This window comes from Mycobacterium sp. SM3041, assembly GCF_039668335.1.
Taxonomy (GTDB): Bacteria; Actinomycetota; Actinomycetes; order Mycobacteriales; family Mycobacteriaceae; genus Mycobacterium.
The window spans coordinates 39,323-52,868 of sequence record NZ_JAYXBQ010000076.1 but is presented as its reverse complement, the minus strand read 5'-3'; the positions used below and the strand labels follow the sequence as shown (position 1 = coordinate 52,868).

The window sequence follows — 13,546 nt, the reverse complement described above, 5'->3', positions numbered from 1 at the left end:
TTGCACCGAGATGACACCATTAGACGGTGTCTGCCGAGCTGAGCCAGGGAACCCACAGGACGTCGCCGCTTGCCGCGGCCGACATCGATGCGGCTGCCCGGCGAATTTCCTCGGTGGTCACCCGCACCCCGCTGCAGTACAGCGATCGGCTGTCGGCGCTGACCGGCGCCCAGGTGTACCTCAAGCGTGAGGACCTGCAGGCGGTGCGTTCGTACAAGCTGCGGGGTGCCTACAACCTGCTGATGCAGCTCTCCGACGAGGAGAAGGCCGCCGGGGTGGTGTGCTCGTCGGCGGGCAACCACGCCCAGGGTTTCGCGCTGGCCTGCCGCTCGATGGGTGTGCACGGCCGCGTCTACGTCCCGGCCAAGACCCCCAAACAGAAGCGGGACCGCATCCGCTACCACGGCGGTGACTTCATCGAGCTGATCGTCGGCGGCGCCACCTACGACCTGGCCGCCGAGGCCGCGCTCGAGGACGTCGCCCGGACGGGGGCCACGCTGGTCCCGCCGTACGACGACCTGCGCACCATGGCCGGGCAGGGCACCATCGCCGTGGAGATCCTCGAGCAGCTGGACGGCGAGCCCGACCTGGTGATCGTGCCGGTCGGCGGCGGCGGCTGCATCAGCGGCATCACCACCTACCTGACCGCGCACACCAAGGCGACCGCCGTGCTCGGCGCCGAGCCCGCCGGTGCGGCGTCGATGATCGCGGCGCTGGCCAAGGGCGAGCCGGTCACGCTGGAGCACGTCGACCAGTTCGTCGACGGTGCGGCGGTGGCGCGGGCCGGGGAGCTGACCTACGCGGCGCTCGCCGCGGCCGGCGACATGGTGTCGGTGACGACCGTCGACGAAGGCGCGGTGTGCACCGCGATGCTCGACCTGTACCAGAACGAGGGCATCATCGCCGAGCCCGCGGGCGCGCTGTCCGTGGCGGCGTTGATGGAGAACGGCGTCGAGGCCGGCTCGACGGTCGTGTGCCTGATCTCCGGTGGCAACAACGACGTCTCGCGCTACGGCGAGGTGCTCGAGCGGTCACTGGTGCACCTGGGTCTCAAGCACTACTTCCTGGTGGACTTCCCGCAGGAGCCCGGCGCGCTGCGGCGGTTCCTGGACGAGGTGCTCGGGCCCAACGACGACATCACCCTGTTCGAATACGTCAAGCGCAACAACCGGGAGACCGGCGCGGCGCTCGTCGGCATCGAACTCGGGTCGGCCGCCAACTTCGACGGACTGCTCGAGCGGATGCACAATTCGGGCATCCACGTGGAGCCGTTGGAGCCGGGGTCACCGGCTTACCGTTACCTGACCTAGGGGCGTCGACGGAGGACCGCGAAGCTGTGGCCGGGCAGTGTCGTGGCGGTTGTCCCGATCTGAGGCTCGGCCGAGGACAGGACCGACTCACCGGTGACGGGTACGGCAACGGGCTGTTCGCCGAGGTTGCACGCCACGGCGAACGCACCACGGTGCATGACGATCCAGCGGTCGGCCTCGTCGAACTCGACGCGCAGGTGGTCGAGCCAAGGGTCGGCGAAGTCGGGTTCGGTGCGCCGCAACGTGATCAGGTCGCGGTAGAGCTGCAGCAGGCGGGCGTGCTCGCCGGTGCCGACCTCGTCCCAGTCGAGTTTGGAACGCTGAAACGTCGCCGGATCCTGCGGATCGGGGATGTCGTCGGCGGCCCAGCCATGATCGGCGAACTCGGCCTTGCGACCCTCGGCCGTCGCGCGCGCGAGTTCGGGTTCGGGATGTGAACTGAAGAACTGGAACGGTGTCGACGCGCCCCACTCCTCGCCCATGAAAAGCATTGCCGTATAGGGCGATCCGAGGACCAGCGCGGCCTTGATCGCCAGCTGCCCGAAGTCGAGGTTCTGCGACGGGCGGTCACCGATCGCCCGGTTGCCCACCTGGTCGTGCGTGCAGGTGTAGGCCAGCAGCCGGGTGGCCGGAATGCTCGTGGTGTCCAGGGCCCGGCCGTGGCGCCGGCGCCGGAACGACGAGTAGGTGCCGGCGTGGAAGAAGCCGCGGGCCAGGGTGGTGGCGAGCGTCTGCATGGATCTGAAGTCGGCGTAGTAGCCCTGTCGTTCTCCGGACACCGCGGTGTGGATGGCGTGGTGGATGTCGTCGTCCCACTGAGCGGCGAGTCCGTAGCCGCCCTGGTCCCGCGGGGTGATCAGCCGCGGGTCGTTGAGGTCGCTTTCGGCGATCAGTGCCAGTGGGCGGCCGAGTTCGGTTGCCAGCGCATCGGTTTCGGCGGCCAGCTCTTCCAGCAGGTGAACGGCTGTGGTGTCGACCAGCGCGTGTACCGCATCCAGCCGCAGGCCGTCGATGCCGAAGTCCCGCATCCAGCGCAGGGCGCAGTCGATGATGTACCGGCGCACCGGATCGGAGTCGGCGGCGGCGATGTTGATCGCCTCGCCCCACGGCGTCCGGCCCACGGTCAGGTACGGCCCGAACTTGGGTAGGTAATTCCCCGATGGGCCGAGGTGATTGAACACCGCGTCGAGCAGCACGCCCAGGCCCCGCTGGTGGCAGGCGTCGACGAAGCGCACGAGACCCGAAGGGCCGCCATAGGGTTCGTGCACGGCGTACCACAGCACGCCGTCGTAGCCCCAGCCGTGACTGCCGCTGAAGGCGTTGACCGGCATGAGTTCGACGAAGTCCACGCCGAGGCCGACGAGGTGGTCCAGCCGTTCAATGGCGGCGTCGAACGTGCCGGCCGGGGTGAACGTTCCGACGTGCAGTTCGTAGATCACCGTGCCGTCGATGGTGCGGCCGGGCCAGGGGGCCGGCGGCGCGGACGTCCACAGCTGTGAAAGTCCGTGTACGCCATCGGGTTGCCGCGGCGAGCGGGGGTCGGGCAGCGGTTCGGAGTCGTCGACGACGAAGCCGTACCGGGCATCGGCCGGCACGTCGACGGTGACGCGCCACCACCCGTCGTCGGAGCGGGTCATGGGGTGGCGGGCCCCGTCGGCGTCGAGGGTCACGTTGTCGGGCGTGGGCGCCCAGACCGAGAATTCGTGGTCAGCCACGGGCTTTCTCCAGAAGTACGCCCGGCAGTTCGGCGAACAGTGCGTCGGCGGTGACGGTGCCCGACCAGGTGCGGCCGGTCAGCCGGTCGGTCCAGTCGCCAGCCGGTAGTGCGAGAGTGGTTTCGGCGCAGTCGGATTCGTCGAGCTTCAGTGTCCAGCGGGGGACGACCACCAGGACATCGGTACCCCGGTGGAACGCGATCACGTGGTCGGCGGCGGGACCGTCGGCGGTGACGGGCGTGTACTCGCCCGACAGGTACGTCGCCGGCCGCTCCCGGCGTGACCGCAACGCTGCCGCGACGACCCGAATCTTGGGGTGGTGCAAGGTATCGAGCTCACTCCGTCGGAGAGCGAAATCCACCGGACGGCGGTTGTCGGGGTCCACCAGGCTGTCGTCGAAGAGTTCGGTGCCCTGGTAGATGTCGGGGACGCCCGGCACCGTCAGCGCGAGCAGCTTCTGCGCGACGGCGTCGCAACGCGCGGCTTCGTCGAGCTGACCGACGAACGTGGTGACCTCGCCCGCGATCGGCCCGTCGATCAGCGCATCGATCCAGTCGTGGACAGCATCTTCGAATTCCCGGTCCGGCTGTTCCCAATTGGTGTGCAGCTCGGCTTCGCGGATCGCCTTCTCCGCATAGGAGTGCAGCCGCGCGCGGACGGTGTCTCCGACTTCGCCGGCGGCCGGCCACACGCCGATGATGTTCTGCCACAGGAACAATCCGGTGCCCTCGTCGGGCGGCACGCACACCGTGTTCCAGCGGTTCACGCGCTGGGCCCATGGCTCGGCGCATTGGGACAGCACCGTGATGCGGGCCCGCACATCCTCGCCGCGTTTGGTGTCGTGGGTGGACAGCGTCACCATGGTCGTCGGCCAGTCGCGGGCGCGCGCGGCGGCGCGCTGGTGAAACTCGGCCGTGCTCATCCCGAATCGCTCCGGTGTGCCACCGACCTCGTTCAGCGACACCAGCCGAGCGTCACGGTAGAACAGGGTGTCCTCGATCGCCTTGGCCGTCGTCGCACCGCACAACTGCTGCAACCGGGCCGCCGGTTCGGGCTGCTCGAGTGCGGTGACGACCAGTTGCAGAGCCGATGCCAGTTCTGGTGCCGCTTCGATGGTTTCGTTGATGGCCTCGGGCAGGACCGCGGACAGCACCCGGTAGTCGGTGCGGTACACGCCGACGCGGCTGACCAGTTGGGCGATGGCGGTCGGTAGCGCAGGGTCGTCGGCCCCGGCTGCCCGCACGATCGCGCGATGCAGCCGGGCCAGTTCGCTCGCCAGCGTCTCGGTGGCGACCCTGATCTTGAGTTCCTCGGCATCGGAACGGGTTTCGCGGGCCAGCTCGGTGAGCGTGGCGGCCCCGTCGGGGTCGACGAAGAGTCCGCCGATCTCCCGAAGCGCGTCATAGCCGGTGGTGCCCGCGATGGGCAGGCCGGGGTCCAGCGGCTCGTCGGCGGCCAGGATCTTCTCGGCGACGATCCAGGCGTCGTCTCCGGCCAGTTCGCGCAGCCGGGCGAGATAGCCTGCGGGATCGGTCAACCCGTCGATGTGGTCGACCCGCAGCCCGTCCACCAGGTGCTCGCGGAACCAGCGCCCGATCTCGGCGTGGCTGGCGTCGAACACGTCGAGGTCCTCTTGGCGCACCGCCGCCAGCGAGGTGATGGAGAAGAACCGCCGGTAGCCACAGGAGCCGGACTGCCAGCCCGTCAGCCGGTACGCCTGCCTGGCGTAGACCTCGGCGGCTGTGCCCGTGCCGGTGCCGGGACGGATCGGCCAGGTCCGGTCACCCAGTCGCAGCACGTCACCGTCGACGGCGAGATCGTCGACGTCAGAGTCGGAACCCAGCACCGGCAACACGATTCGGCCGTCGGGGTCCAGGTCCCAGTCGATGTCGAAGTACCGGGCGAAGCGCGATGCCTGGCCGTGGGTCAGGACGTCCCACCACCATGGATTCTGCTCGGGCTGTTCGACGCCGACGTGGTTCGGCACGATGTCGATGACGAGCCCCATGCCGCGCGCCCGCGCCGCGGCGGACAGCCGGGAAAAGCCCTCTGGCCCGCCGAGTTCCGCCGACACCGCGGTGGGGTCGGTGACGTCGTAGCCGTGCGTCGAGCCGGTCACGGCGGTCAGGACCGGCGAGAGATACAGGTGCGAGACGCCGAGATCGTCGAGGTAGGGCAGTAGCGCCACCGCGTCGTCGAAAGTCATTCCGTCGCTGCGCATCTGCAGCCGGTACGTGGCGACTACGGGCGAGACCGGCACTGTCATCACGCCGTCTTACGCAACACCAGTAGTGAACGGGCCTGCAGGGAGATCGTCTCACCGGCGGCCGCCACCAGTTCGGTGTGGCCGTGTGGGTCCGCGGTGTCCAGCGCGGCCGCCCAGCTCGCTCCGTAGTCCGCGCCGGGAATCACGAAATCGAGTGCCTCGTCGTGGGCGTTGAAGCACAGCAGGAACGAGTCGTCGGTGACCCGTTCACCGCGGGCGTTGGGTTCGGGTATCGCGTCGCCGTTGAGGAACACCGTGATGCTCTTGCCGAAGCCGGAATCCCAGTCCTCGAGCGTCATCTCGTCGCCGGCGGGGGTCAGCCAGGCGATGTCGCGCACCTGCCCGGTGCTGCGCACCGGTTGCCCGGCCAGGAACCGGCGGCGCCGGAACACCGGGTGCTTGCGCCGGAACGCCACCACGGTGCGGGTGAATTCCAGCAGCGCCGCGTTGGTCTCGCACATGGTCCAGTCCATCCACGACAGTGGGTTGTCCTGGCAGTAGACGTTGTTGTTGCCCTGCTGGGTGCGCCCGATCTCGTCACCGTGGCTGATCATCGGGGTGCCCTGCGACAGCATCAGCGTCGCGAAGATGTTGCGGCGCTGCCGCTCCCGCAGCTCGAGGATCTCGGGGTCGTCGGTCGGGCCTTCGACGCCGCAGTTCCAGGAGCGGTTGTGGCTCTCGCCGTCCCGGTTGTCCTCGCCGTTGGCCTCGTTGTGCTTCTCGTTGTAGGACACCAGGTCGGTCAGCGTGAAGCCGTCGTGGCAGGTGACGAAGTTGATGCTCGCGCTCGGCCGCCGGCCGGTCGCCTCGTACAGGTCCGAGGAACCGGTCAGCCGCGAGGCGAACTCGCCCAGGGTCGCGGGCTCGCCCCGCCAATAGTCGCGCACAGTGTCGCGGTATTTCCCGTTCCACTCGGTCCACAAACCTGGGAAGTTGCCGACCTGGTAGCCGCCCTCGCCGACATCCCACGGCTCGGCGATCAGTTTCACCTGGCTGATCACCGGATCCTGTTGCACGAGATCGAAAAACGCCGAGAGGCGGTCCACGTCGTAGAACTCCCGGGCCAGCGTGGAGGCGAGGTCGAATCGGAAGCCGTCGACGTGCATCTCCAGTACCCAGTACCGCAGCGAATCCATGATCAGCTGCAGGGTGTGGGGGTGGCGGGCGTTGAGGCTGTTGCCGGTGCCGGTGAAGTCCTTGTAGAGCGAGAGGTCGTCGTCATCGAGCCGGTAGTAGGCGGCGTTGTCGATGCCGCGGAAGTTCAGCGTGGGGCCGAGGTGGTTGCCTTCGGCGGTGTGGTTGTAGACCACGTCGAGAATGACTTCGATGCCGGCTTCGTGGAACGACTTCACCATGGTCTTGAACTCGGCGACGGCGCTGCCGGCATGCTGGTTCCACGAGTACTGGTAGTGCGGCGCGAAGAAGCCGAACGTGTTGTAGCCCCAGTAGTTTCGCAGCCCGAGGTCCAGTAGCCGGTGGTCGTGCAGGAACTGGTGCACCGGCATCAGCTCGATGGCGGTGACGCCGAGCGACCGCAGATGCTCGATGATCGCCGGGTGGGCGAGTCCGGCGTAGGTGCCGCGCAGTTCCTCGGGGATCGCCGGGTGCGTCTGCGTCATGCCCTTGACGTGGGCCTCGTAGATCACCGTCTCGTGGTACGGCGTCCGCGGCAGCCGGTCGTTGTCCCAGTTGAAGAACGGGTTGATCACCACGCTGGTCATGGTGTGCCCCAGCGAATCAACGCCTGCGGGTTCGCCGGTGGCCGACGGCTCGGCCAGATCGTACGAGTACAGCGCCTGGCCGAAGTCGAAGTCGCCGTGGAAGGACTTGCCGTAGGGGTCGAGCAGCAGCTTGCTCGGATCGCAGCGGTGTCCGTTCGCGGGGTCCCACGGCCCGTATACCCGGAATCCGTAGCGCTGCCCGGGCGTCACGGCCGGCAGGTAGCAGTGCCACACGTAGCTGTCGACCTCGTCGAGGTTGACGCGTTCCTCGGTGCCGTCCTTCGCGATCAGGCACAGCTCGACGCGCTCGGCGACCTCCGAGAACACCGAGAAATTGGTGCCGGAACCGTCGTAGGTCGCACCGAGGGGATAGGCGCTACCCGGCCAGACGCCAACAACCATGAAGGCAGCTCACCACCAGCCGGTGGCAGCCCCGACCTGGCGGCCGAGTTCGGCGGTCATGGTGCGCATGTAGGTGGCGGACAGGTGATGAGAGTCGTGGTACAGCAACACATTTCCCTCCACAGCGCGGCAGATGTCAGGGCGGCACACCGCGTCACTCATGTCGAGCGGTTTCAACAGTGGGAACTGCGCGACGAAATCGAGGGTCGGGTTGTGGTCGGACAGTACCTCGGAGCGGGCGATGCCGCAGGACGTCGAATTGCCGCCGCTGGCAAGGCAGTCGGCCGGGAAGAACGGCTTACCGTCCCGGACCAGCCACGGAGTGTCACGCATGGCCAGAATCGGGATGTTCGCATCGGACAGGCGCTGCCAGATACCGATGTACGTGCCGGGCATCACGTCACCGGACTTGATGTTCCAGGGGCGTGTCGAGGTGGTGAAGACGAAGCTCGGGTGGTCGGCCACCAGCTTCGGCATGACGAGTTCGTTCCACTCGTAGCACTTCGGGTATGGCCGGTTGTCGCCCATCACCAGTGGGTTCTGCTCGGTCGACAGTGGGCAGCCCATCTTCAGATAGGTGACGACCTTGAAGTGATACCGCTTGCCGAGCAGGTCCAGTGCCGTGATCCAGTGTTCGGCGTGCGAGCCGCCGGCCAGCGCCACGGTGCGGGTGGCCGCGGTGTCGCCGTACGAGCAGTTGCGGATCGACAGGTCGTCGAAGTCGGCGATACAGCTGTCTGCGGTTGTGGCCGGCACGTCGTCCTTGGCCTCGAGCACCGTCGGGCGGAAGGGCAGTTTGGGCACCTTCAGGTGCCGCAGCAGCGAGCGCGCTCCCGGGTAGTCGACGGGGTTGAGCGTGGCGAGTTCCTTGCCGTTGGCCCGCTCGATGTTCATGTGTTCGCGCCAGGTGAAGGCCGTCGCGGTGAGCGTCACACCCATCACCGCGACAAGCGTCCCCAGCACCGCGGTGGGCCGCCGCAGCCCGGCGAGTCCGGGTGAACCCGCCGTCGACGGCCGGCGCAGCGGGTTCTCCACGTAGCGGGTGGTGAGCCACGCCAGCACCCCGGAGACGAGCAGCACGGCGGTGCCGTCGACGAAGTGGGCCCGGCTGTGGCCGCTGTAGGCCAGCCAGAAGATCAGCAGCGGCCAGTGCCAGAGATACAGCGAGTACGCCATGGTGCCCAGCGACAGGAACGGGCCGGTGGCCAGGAGCCGGTTCGGCGCCGGCAGCCGCTCGGTGTGATTTGCGGCACTGAGGATGAAAAGCATGGTCGCGCCGACCGGAACCAGCGCCCACGGGCCGGGGAATTCCCGCACGCCGTCGATCAGGGCGCCGCACGACAGGATGGCCGCCAGCGCGACGGCCGACACCACGTTGCGCAGCCACATCGGCCACCGGACGGACGGCACCAGCGCGCCGACGAGAGCGCCGAGCAGCAGCTCCCAGGCCCGGGCGAAGCTGTCGTAGTAGGCGCTGACCTGGTCGGCCTGGTGCGCGAAGATCGCGTAGACGAACGACGCGACGGTCAGCACGCTGAGCAGCGCGATGAAGGCCGGCCGGAGCCGGTCGCCGAGCCGGCGCCGGAACAGGTAGGCGAAGCCGAAGATCAGCGCCAGGAACGCGACGTAGAACTGGCCCTGCACCGACATCGACCAGAGGTGCTGCAGCGGGCTGACGGATTCGCCGGCGCGCAGGTAGTTCGACGCGGTCTCGGCGAGTTCCCAGTTCTGGTAGTAGCCCAGGCTGGCCAGGCTCTGGTCGGCGAACGTCTCCCAGCGGGTCTGGGGCTGGATCGCGATGGTCAGCACGGCGCCCGCGGCGAGCACGACGATCAGTGCCGGCAGCAGGCGACGGACCAGGCGGCGCAGCTGCGGACCGGGGGACAGCGGCGCGTCCGGGGTCAGCGCGATCCGCAGGAGTTTGCCGCCGAAGAAGAAGCCGGACAGTGCAAGGAAGACGTCGACGCCTCCGGAGACGCGGCCGAACCACACGTGAAAGGCCGCGACCATGGCGATGGCGATGCCGCGCAGGCCGTCCAGGTCGTGGCGGTAGAACGCGCTCGGCGCATTGCCCGCCGTGGCGTCCGCACCGCTGTCGGTGACGCGCGCGGCGTTGCCCGACCCGGGCTGCGACGCCGGCCGCGGTGCTGCAAGAGTCGTCATGGTCGGATGTCAATCTACCCAAGATCCAGGCCACGTTCATGTAACGGCGAGTCGCCCGCGTGCTGAGCACGCCCGTTTCGACGTGCTCGGCGGGCGATTAGGCTCGGTCCTCGTGCCAGCGCTGAACCCTGCCGAAATCTCGGCGATCGACACCGCCCACATCTGGCATCCGTACAGCACCATCGGCGCCGAGGCTTTGCCGGCGGTGGTTGCCACCGAGGCGCACGGCATCATGCTGACCCTCATCCATGAGGGCCGGCCGGTGCAGGTCATCGACGCGATGAGCTCGTGGTGGACGGCGGTGCACGGGCACGGGCATCCGGTGCTCGACGCCGCGATCACCCGGCAGCTGAGCCGCATGAACCACGTCATGTTCGGCGGCCTCACCCATGAGCCTGCGGCGCGCCTGGCGCAGCTGCTCGTCGAGATCACCCCGGCCGGTCTCGACACGGTGTTCTTCTCGGACTCCGGTTCGGTCTCCGTCGAGGTCGCCGCGAAGATGGCGCTGCAGTACCAGCGCAGCCGCGGCCGTCCCGGCCGGCACAAGCTGATGACGTGGCGCGGGGGCTACCACGGCGACACCTTCACCCCGATGAGCGTCTGCGACCCCGACGGCGGCATGCACTCGATCTGGACCGATGTCCTGATGCCCCAGATCTTCGCGCCGCGGGTGCCCACGGAGTTCGACCCGGCCTACGTCGCGGCCTTCGAGGCCCAGCTGGCCGCCCATGTGGATGAGCTCGCAGCCGTCATCGTCGAGCCCGTCGTCCAGGGCGCCGGCGGCATGCGGTTCCACGATCCGCGGTACCTGACGGCGTTGCGCGACATCTGCACCCGGCACGACGTGCTGCTGATCTTCGACGAGATCGCGACCGGTTTCGGGCGGACGGGTGAGCTGTTCGCCGCGGACCACGCCGGCGTCAGCCCCGACATCATGTGTGTCGGCAAGGCGCTGACCGGTGGCTATGTGACGCTGGCGGCGACGCTGTGCACCGCCGAGATCGCGCGGGTGATCAGCTCGGGCGAGCCGGGAGCCCTCATGCACGGGCCGACGTTCATGGCCAACGCGCTGGCGTGTGCGGTGTCGGTGGCGGCCGTCGAGCTGCTGTTGAGCGAGGACTGGAAGACGCGCGTGGCGACCATCGCCGACGGGCTGCGACGGGGTCTGGCACCGGCCGCCGACCTGCCGTCTGTCGCCGACGTGCGCGTGTTGGGCGCCATCGGCGTCGTCGAGATGCGCGAGCCGGTGAACATGCCGCTGGCCACGGTCACCGCGATCGAGCACGGCGTGTGGCTGCGGCCCTTCGGCAAGCTGCTGTACGTGATGCCGCCGTTCATCTGCACGTCCGACGAGATCGACCAGGTCACCTCTGCTGTGGTCGCCGTTGCCCGTGCGTTAACCTGAACACCGTTCAATTGCACTGGAGTCAGGAGAGCGCGCCGATGACTGATCACTCGCCGCTGGCCTGGCTCGCCGAGGTCGAACGCCAGCGCCGGGCCGCGGGGCTGCGCCGGTCGCTGCGGGTCCGGCCCGCGGTGGCCACCGAACTGGACCTGGCGTCCAACGACTATCTCGGTCTGACGCAGCATCCCGACGTCATCGCGGGCGGCGTGACGGCGCTGCACACCTGGGGCGCGGGTTCCGGCGGATCGCGCCTGGTCACCGGCAACACCGAACTGCACGAGGAGTTCGAGGCCGAGCTGGCCGACTTCATGGGCGCCGAGTCGGCGCTGGTGTTCTCGTCCGGCTACACCGCCAACATCGCGGCGGTGGCGGCGCTGTCGGGGCCGGGCGCACTGGTCGTCTCCGACGCCTACAGCCACGCCTCACTCGTGGACGCCTGTCGGCTGTCCCGAGCCCGTGTGGTGGTGTCCCCGCACAACGACGTCGGCGCCGTCGAGACCGCGCTGGTGAGCCGGTCCGAGGAGCGGGCCGTCGTGATCACCGATTCGGTGTTCTCCACCGACGGCGCCCTCGCGCCCTTGCGTGCCCTGCATGAGGTCTGCCGACGGCACGGCGCGCTGCTGATCGTCGACGAGGCCCACGGTCTCGGCGTGCGCGGCACGGGCGGCCGCGGCCTGGTGCACGAGGTCGGTCTGGCCGGCGAACCCGACATCGTGGTGACGACGACGCTGTCCAAGTCGCTGGGCAGCCAGGGTGGCGCGGTGCTCGGGCCCGCCGCGGTGCGGGCGCACCTCATCGATGCCGCGCGCACGTTCATCTTCGACACCGGTCTGGCTCCGGCCGCCGTCGGCGCCGCCCAGGCCGCGCTGCACGTCCTCATCGCCGAGCCCTGGCGGGCGCAGGCGGTGCTGACGCACGCCGCGACGCTGGCCCGGTTCGGCGGCGCCGTCCACACGCCCGATTCGGCCGTCGTCTCGGTGATCCTGGGTGACCCCGAGATCGCGCTGGCCGCGGCGTCGGCATGCCTCGACCGCGGGGTACGGGTTGGCTGCTTCCGGCCCCCGTCGGTGCCGGCCGGCACCTCGCGCCTGCGCCTGACGGCGCGCGCATCGCTCGACGACACCGAACTGGATTTGGCCGGGCGGGTGCTCGGCGAGGTGCTCGCGCTGGTGCAGTCGTGACGCTGCTGCTGGTCGCCGGGACCGACACCGGCGTCGGCAAGACCATCGCCACCGCGGCGCTGGCCAGTGCCGCCCGCCAGGCCGGTCTGGACGTCGCGGTGTGCAAGGCGGTGCAGACCGGCATCTCGCCGGCCGCCGGCCACGGCGATGACGATCTGGCCGAGGTGGGTCGCCTGGCGGACGTCACGTCGCTCGTGCCGGGCTGGCGCTATCCCGAACCGCTCGCGCCCGTCGCCGCCGCCGAATTGGCCGGCATGGACCTGCCGACGCGCGACGAGCTGGTCGCTCTGGTCCGCAACGTCGACCGACCCCGTCAGCTGACCCTCGTCGAGGGCGCCGGGGGACTGCTCGTCCAACTCGGTGCCGACGGCACGACGTTGCGCGACCTGGCCGTCGAACTCGGGGCCGCGGTCCTGGTCGTCGTCGCACCGGGCCTGGGCACCCTCAACCACACCGGTCTGACCGTCGAGTCGCTTGCCGCACACGGCATCGCGTGCGCCGGACTGGTGATCGGCAGTTGGCCGCAGGAGCCGGGGCTCGCGGAGTCGTCCAACCGGGGTGCGCTCGAGGACATCGCGCCGGTGCGCGCTGTGCTGCCCGCCGGCGCTGGCCGGTTGTCGCCCGGTGACTTCGCTGCCGTGAGCGCGAAAGCGTTTGATCCGCAATGGGTTTCGAGTCTGGTCGGCTGACGTGGTGCACTCGGTCGAGCTGCTGTTCGACCTCGACACCGAGGCCGTGATCAGGCGCGCCTGGGACGATCTGCACGCGGCGGGGATCGCCGCTCAGCCGCCCGCCGCTCGCCCGCACGCCACCTTGTGTGTCGCCCAGCGGATCGACGAGGCGGTGGTGCCGGCGTTGGCCGGTGTCGCCGGGAGGTTCCCGTTCCGGGCCCGTCTCGGCGCCACGCTGGTGTTCGGCCGCTCCGCCGGAGTTCTGGCCCGTCTCGTGGTGCCCAGCGCTGACCTGCTCGACCTGCACGCCGAAGTCTGTGCGCTCGCCGCGCCGTATCTACGGCCGGGCCCCATGCCGCACACCGAGCCGGGTGACTGGACGCCGCACGTCACGCTGGCGCGTCGCATCCCGCCGGACCGGCTTGCCCGAGCGCTCGGTGTCGCCGGCCGGCCGGCGGAGATCAGCGCCACCGCGACTCGACTGCGGCTGTGGAACGGCGACACCCGCACGGAGATTCTGCTCGGCTGACGTGCCCGTGCCGGCCGGAAACGTGCGTGACGTCAAGCACGAGGCGGTTGCCGCCACTTTGGCTGAAGCCAGGGACAGTTTCTGTGCGTCAGACGTCCCTGAGTTCAGTGACCCCCGGTGGATCGCTCGTCGATTGAAATCACGTACTTTCCAACGGGATTCGTTTGCGGTCGGGAGTGGGAG

9 protein-coding genes are annotated in these 13,546 nt (G+C 69.2%); 5 read left to right on the top strand and 4 right to left on the bottom strand.

The window, feature by feature from the left end; all coding sequences use genetic code 11:
* Nucleotides 1-26: 26 nt before the first annotated feature.
* Nucleotides 27-1,310, top strand: a complete 1,284-nt coding sequence (ilvA, locus tag VXD91_RS25800) for a threonine ammonia-lyase IlvA (protein WP_212813916.1) — start codon at nt 27-29, stop codon at nt 1,308-1,310.
* Here the strand turns inward: ilvA and treZ are convergent.
* The 4 genes from treZ to VXD91_RS25780 are packed head-to-tail and all read right to left on the bottom strand — an operon-like array spanning nt 1,307 to nt 9,577.
* Complete coding sequence (gene treZ, locus VXD91_RS25795) at nt 1,307-3,025, bottom strand: malto-oligosyltrehalose trehalohydrolase (protein WP_346416725.1); 1,719 nt, start codon at nt 3,023-3,025, stop codon at nt 1,307-1,309. The two genes, ilvA and treZ, sit on opposite strands and share 4 nt — an antisense overlap.
* Nucleotides 3,018-5,291 carry a malto-oligosyltrehalose synthase gene (treY, locus tag VXD91_RS25790; RefSeq protein ID WP_346416723.1) on the bottom strand — a complete coding sequence of 758 codons (2,274 nt, stop codon included), beginning with the start codon at nt 5,289-5,291 and terminating at the stop codon, nt 3,018-3,020. Before treY ends, treZ begins: the two co-directional genes overlap by 8 nt.
* Nucleotides 5,291-7,414 carry a glycogen debranching protein GlgX gene (gene glgX, locus VXD91_RS25785; RefSeq protein WP_212813922.1) on the bottom strand — a complete coding sequence of 708 codons (2,124 nt, stop codon included), beginning with the start codon at nt 7,412-7,414 and terminating at the stop codon, nt 5,291-5,293. Before glgX ends, treY begins: the two co-directional genes overlap by 1 nt.
* A 9-nt stretch (nt 7,415-7,423) precedes the next feature.
* The gene (locus VXD91_RS25780) at nt 7,424-9,577 is read right to left on the bottom strand and encodes an acyltransferase family protein (RefSeq protein WP_346416722.1); all 2,154 of its coding nucleotides are present in this window, start codon (nt 9,575-9,577) and stop codon (nt 7,424-7,426) included.
* A 112-nt stretch (nt 9,578-9,689) separates the two neighbouring features.
* On the opposite strand from VXD91_RS25780, the gene VXD91_RS25775 reads away from it, so the two are divergent.
* From VXD91_RS25775 to VXD91_RS25760, 4 genes are read left to right on the top strand one after another with little or no spacing between them, the layout of a single operon-like run.
* Nucleotides 9,690-10,982, top strand: a complete 1,293-nt coding sequence (locus VXD91_RS25775) for an adenosylmethionine--8-amino-7-oxononanoate transaminase (protein ID WP_346416721.1) — start codon at nt 9,690-9,692, stop codon at nt 10,980-10,982.
* Nucleotides 10,983-11,020: 38 nt separating this feature from the next.
* Complete coding sequence (locus VXD91_RS25770) at nt 11,021-12,163, top strand: 8-amino-7-oxononanoate synthase (protein WP_346416720.1); 1,143 nt, start codon at nt 11,021-11,023, stop codon at nt 12,161-12,163.
* Entirely contained in the window at nt 12,160-12,852 is a 693-nt protein-coding gene (gene bioD / locus VXD91_RS25765; RefSeq protein WP_346416719.1) for a dethiobiotin synthase, read from the top strand. The genes VXD91_RS25770 and bioD overlap by 4 nt, the downstream gene beginning before the upstream one ends.
* Before the next feature lies 1 nt (nt 12,853).
* The gene (locus VXD91_RS25760) at nt 12,854-13,363 is read left to right on the top strand and encodes a 2'-5' RNA ligase family protein (protein ID WP_346416718.1); all 510 of its coding nucleotides are present in this window, start codon (nt 12,854-12,856) and stop codon (nt 13,361-13,363) included.
* Nucleotides 13,364-13,546 lie beyond the last annotated feature (183 nt).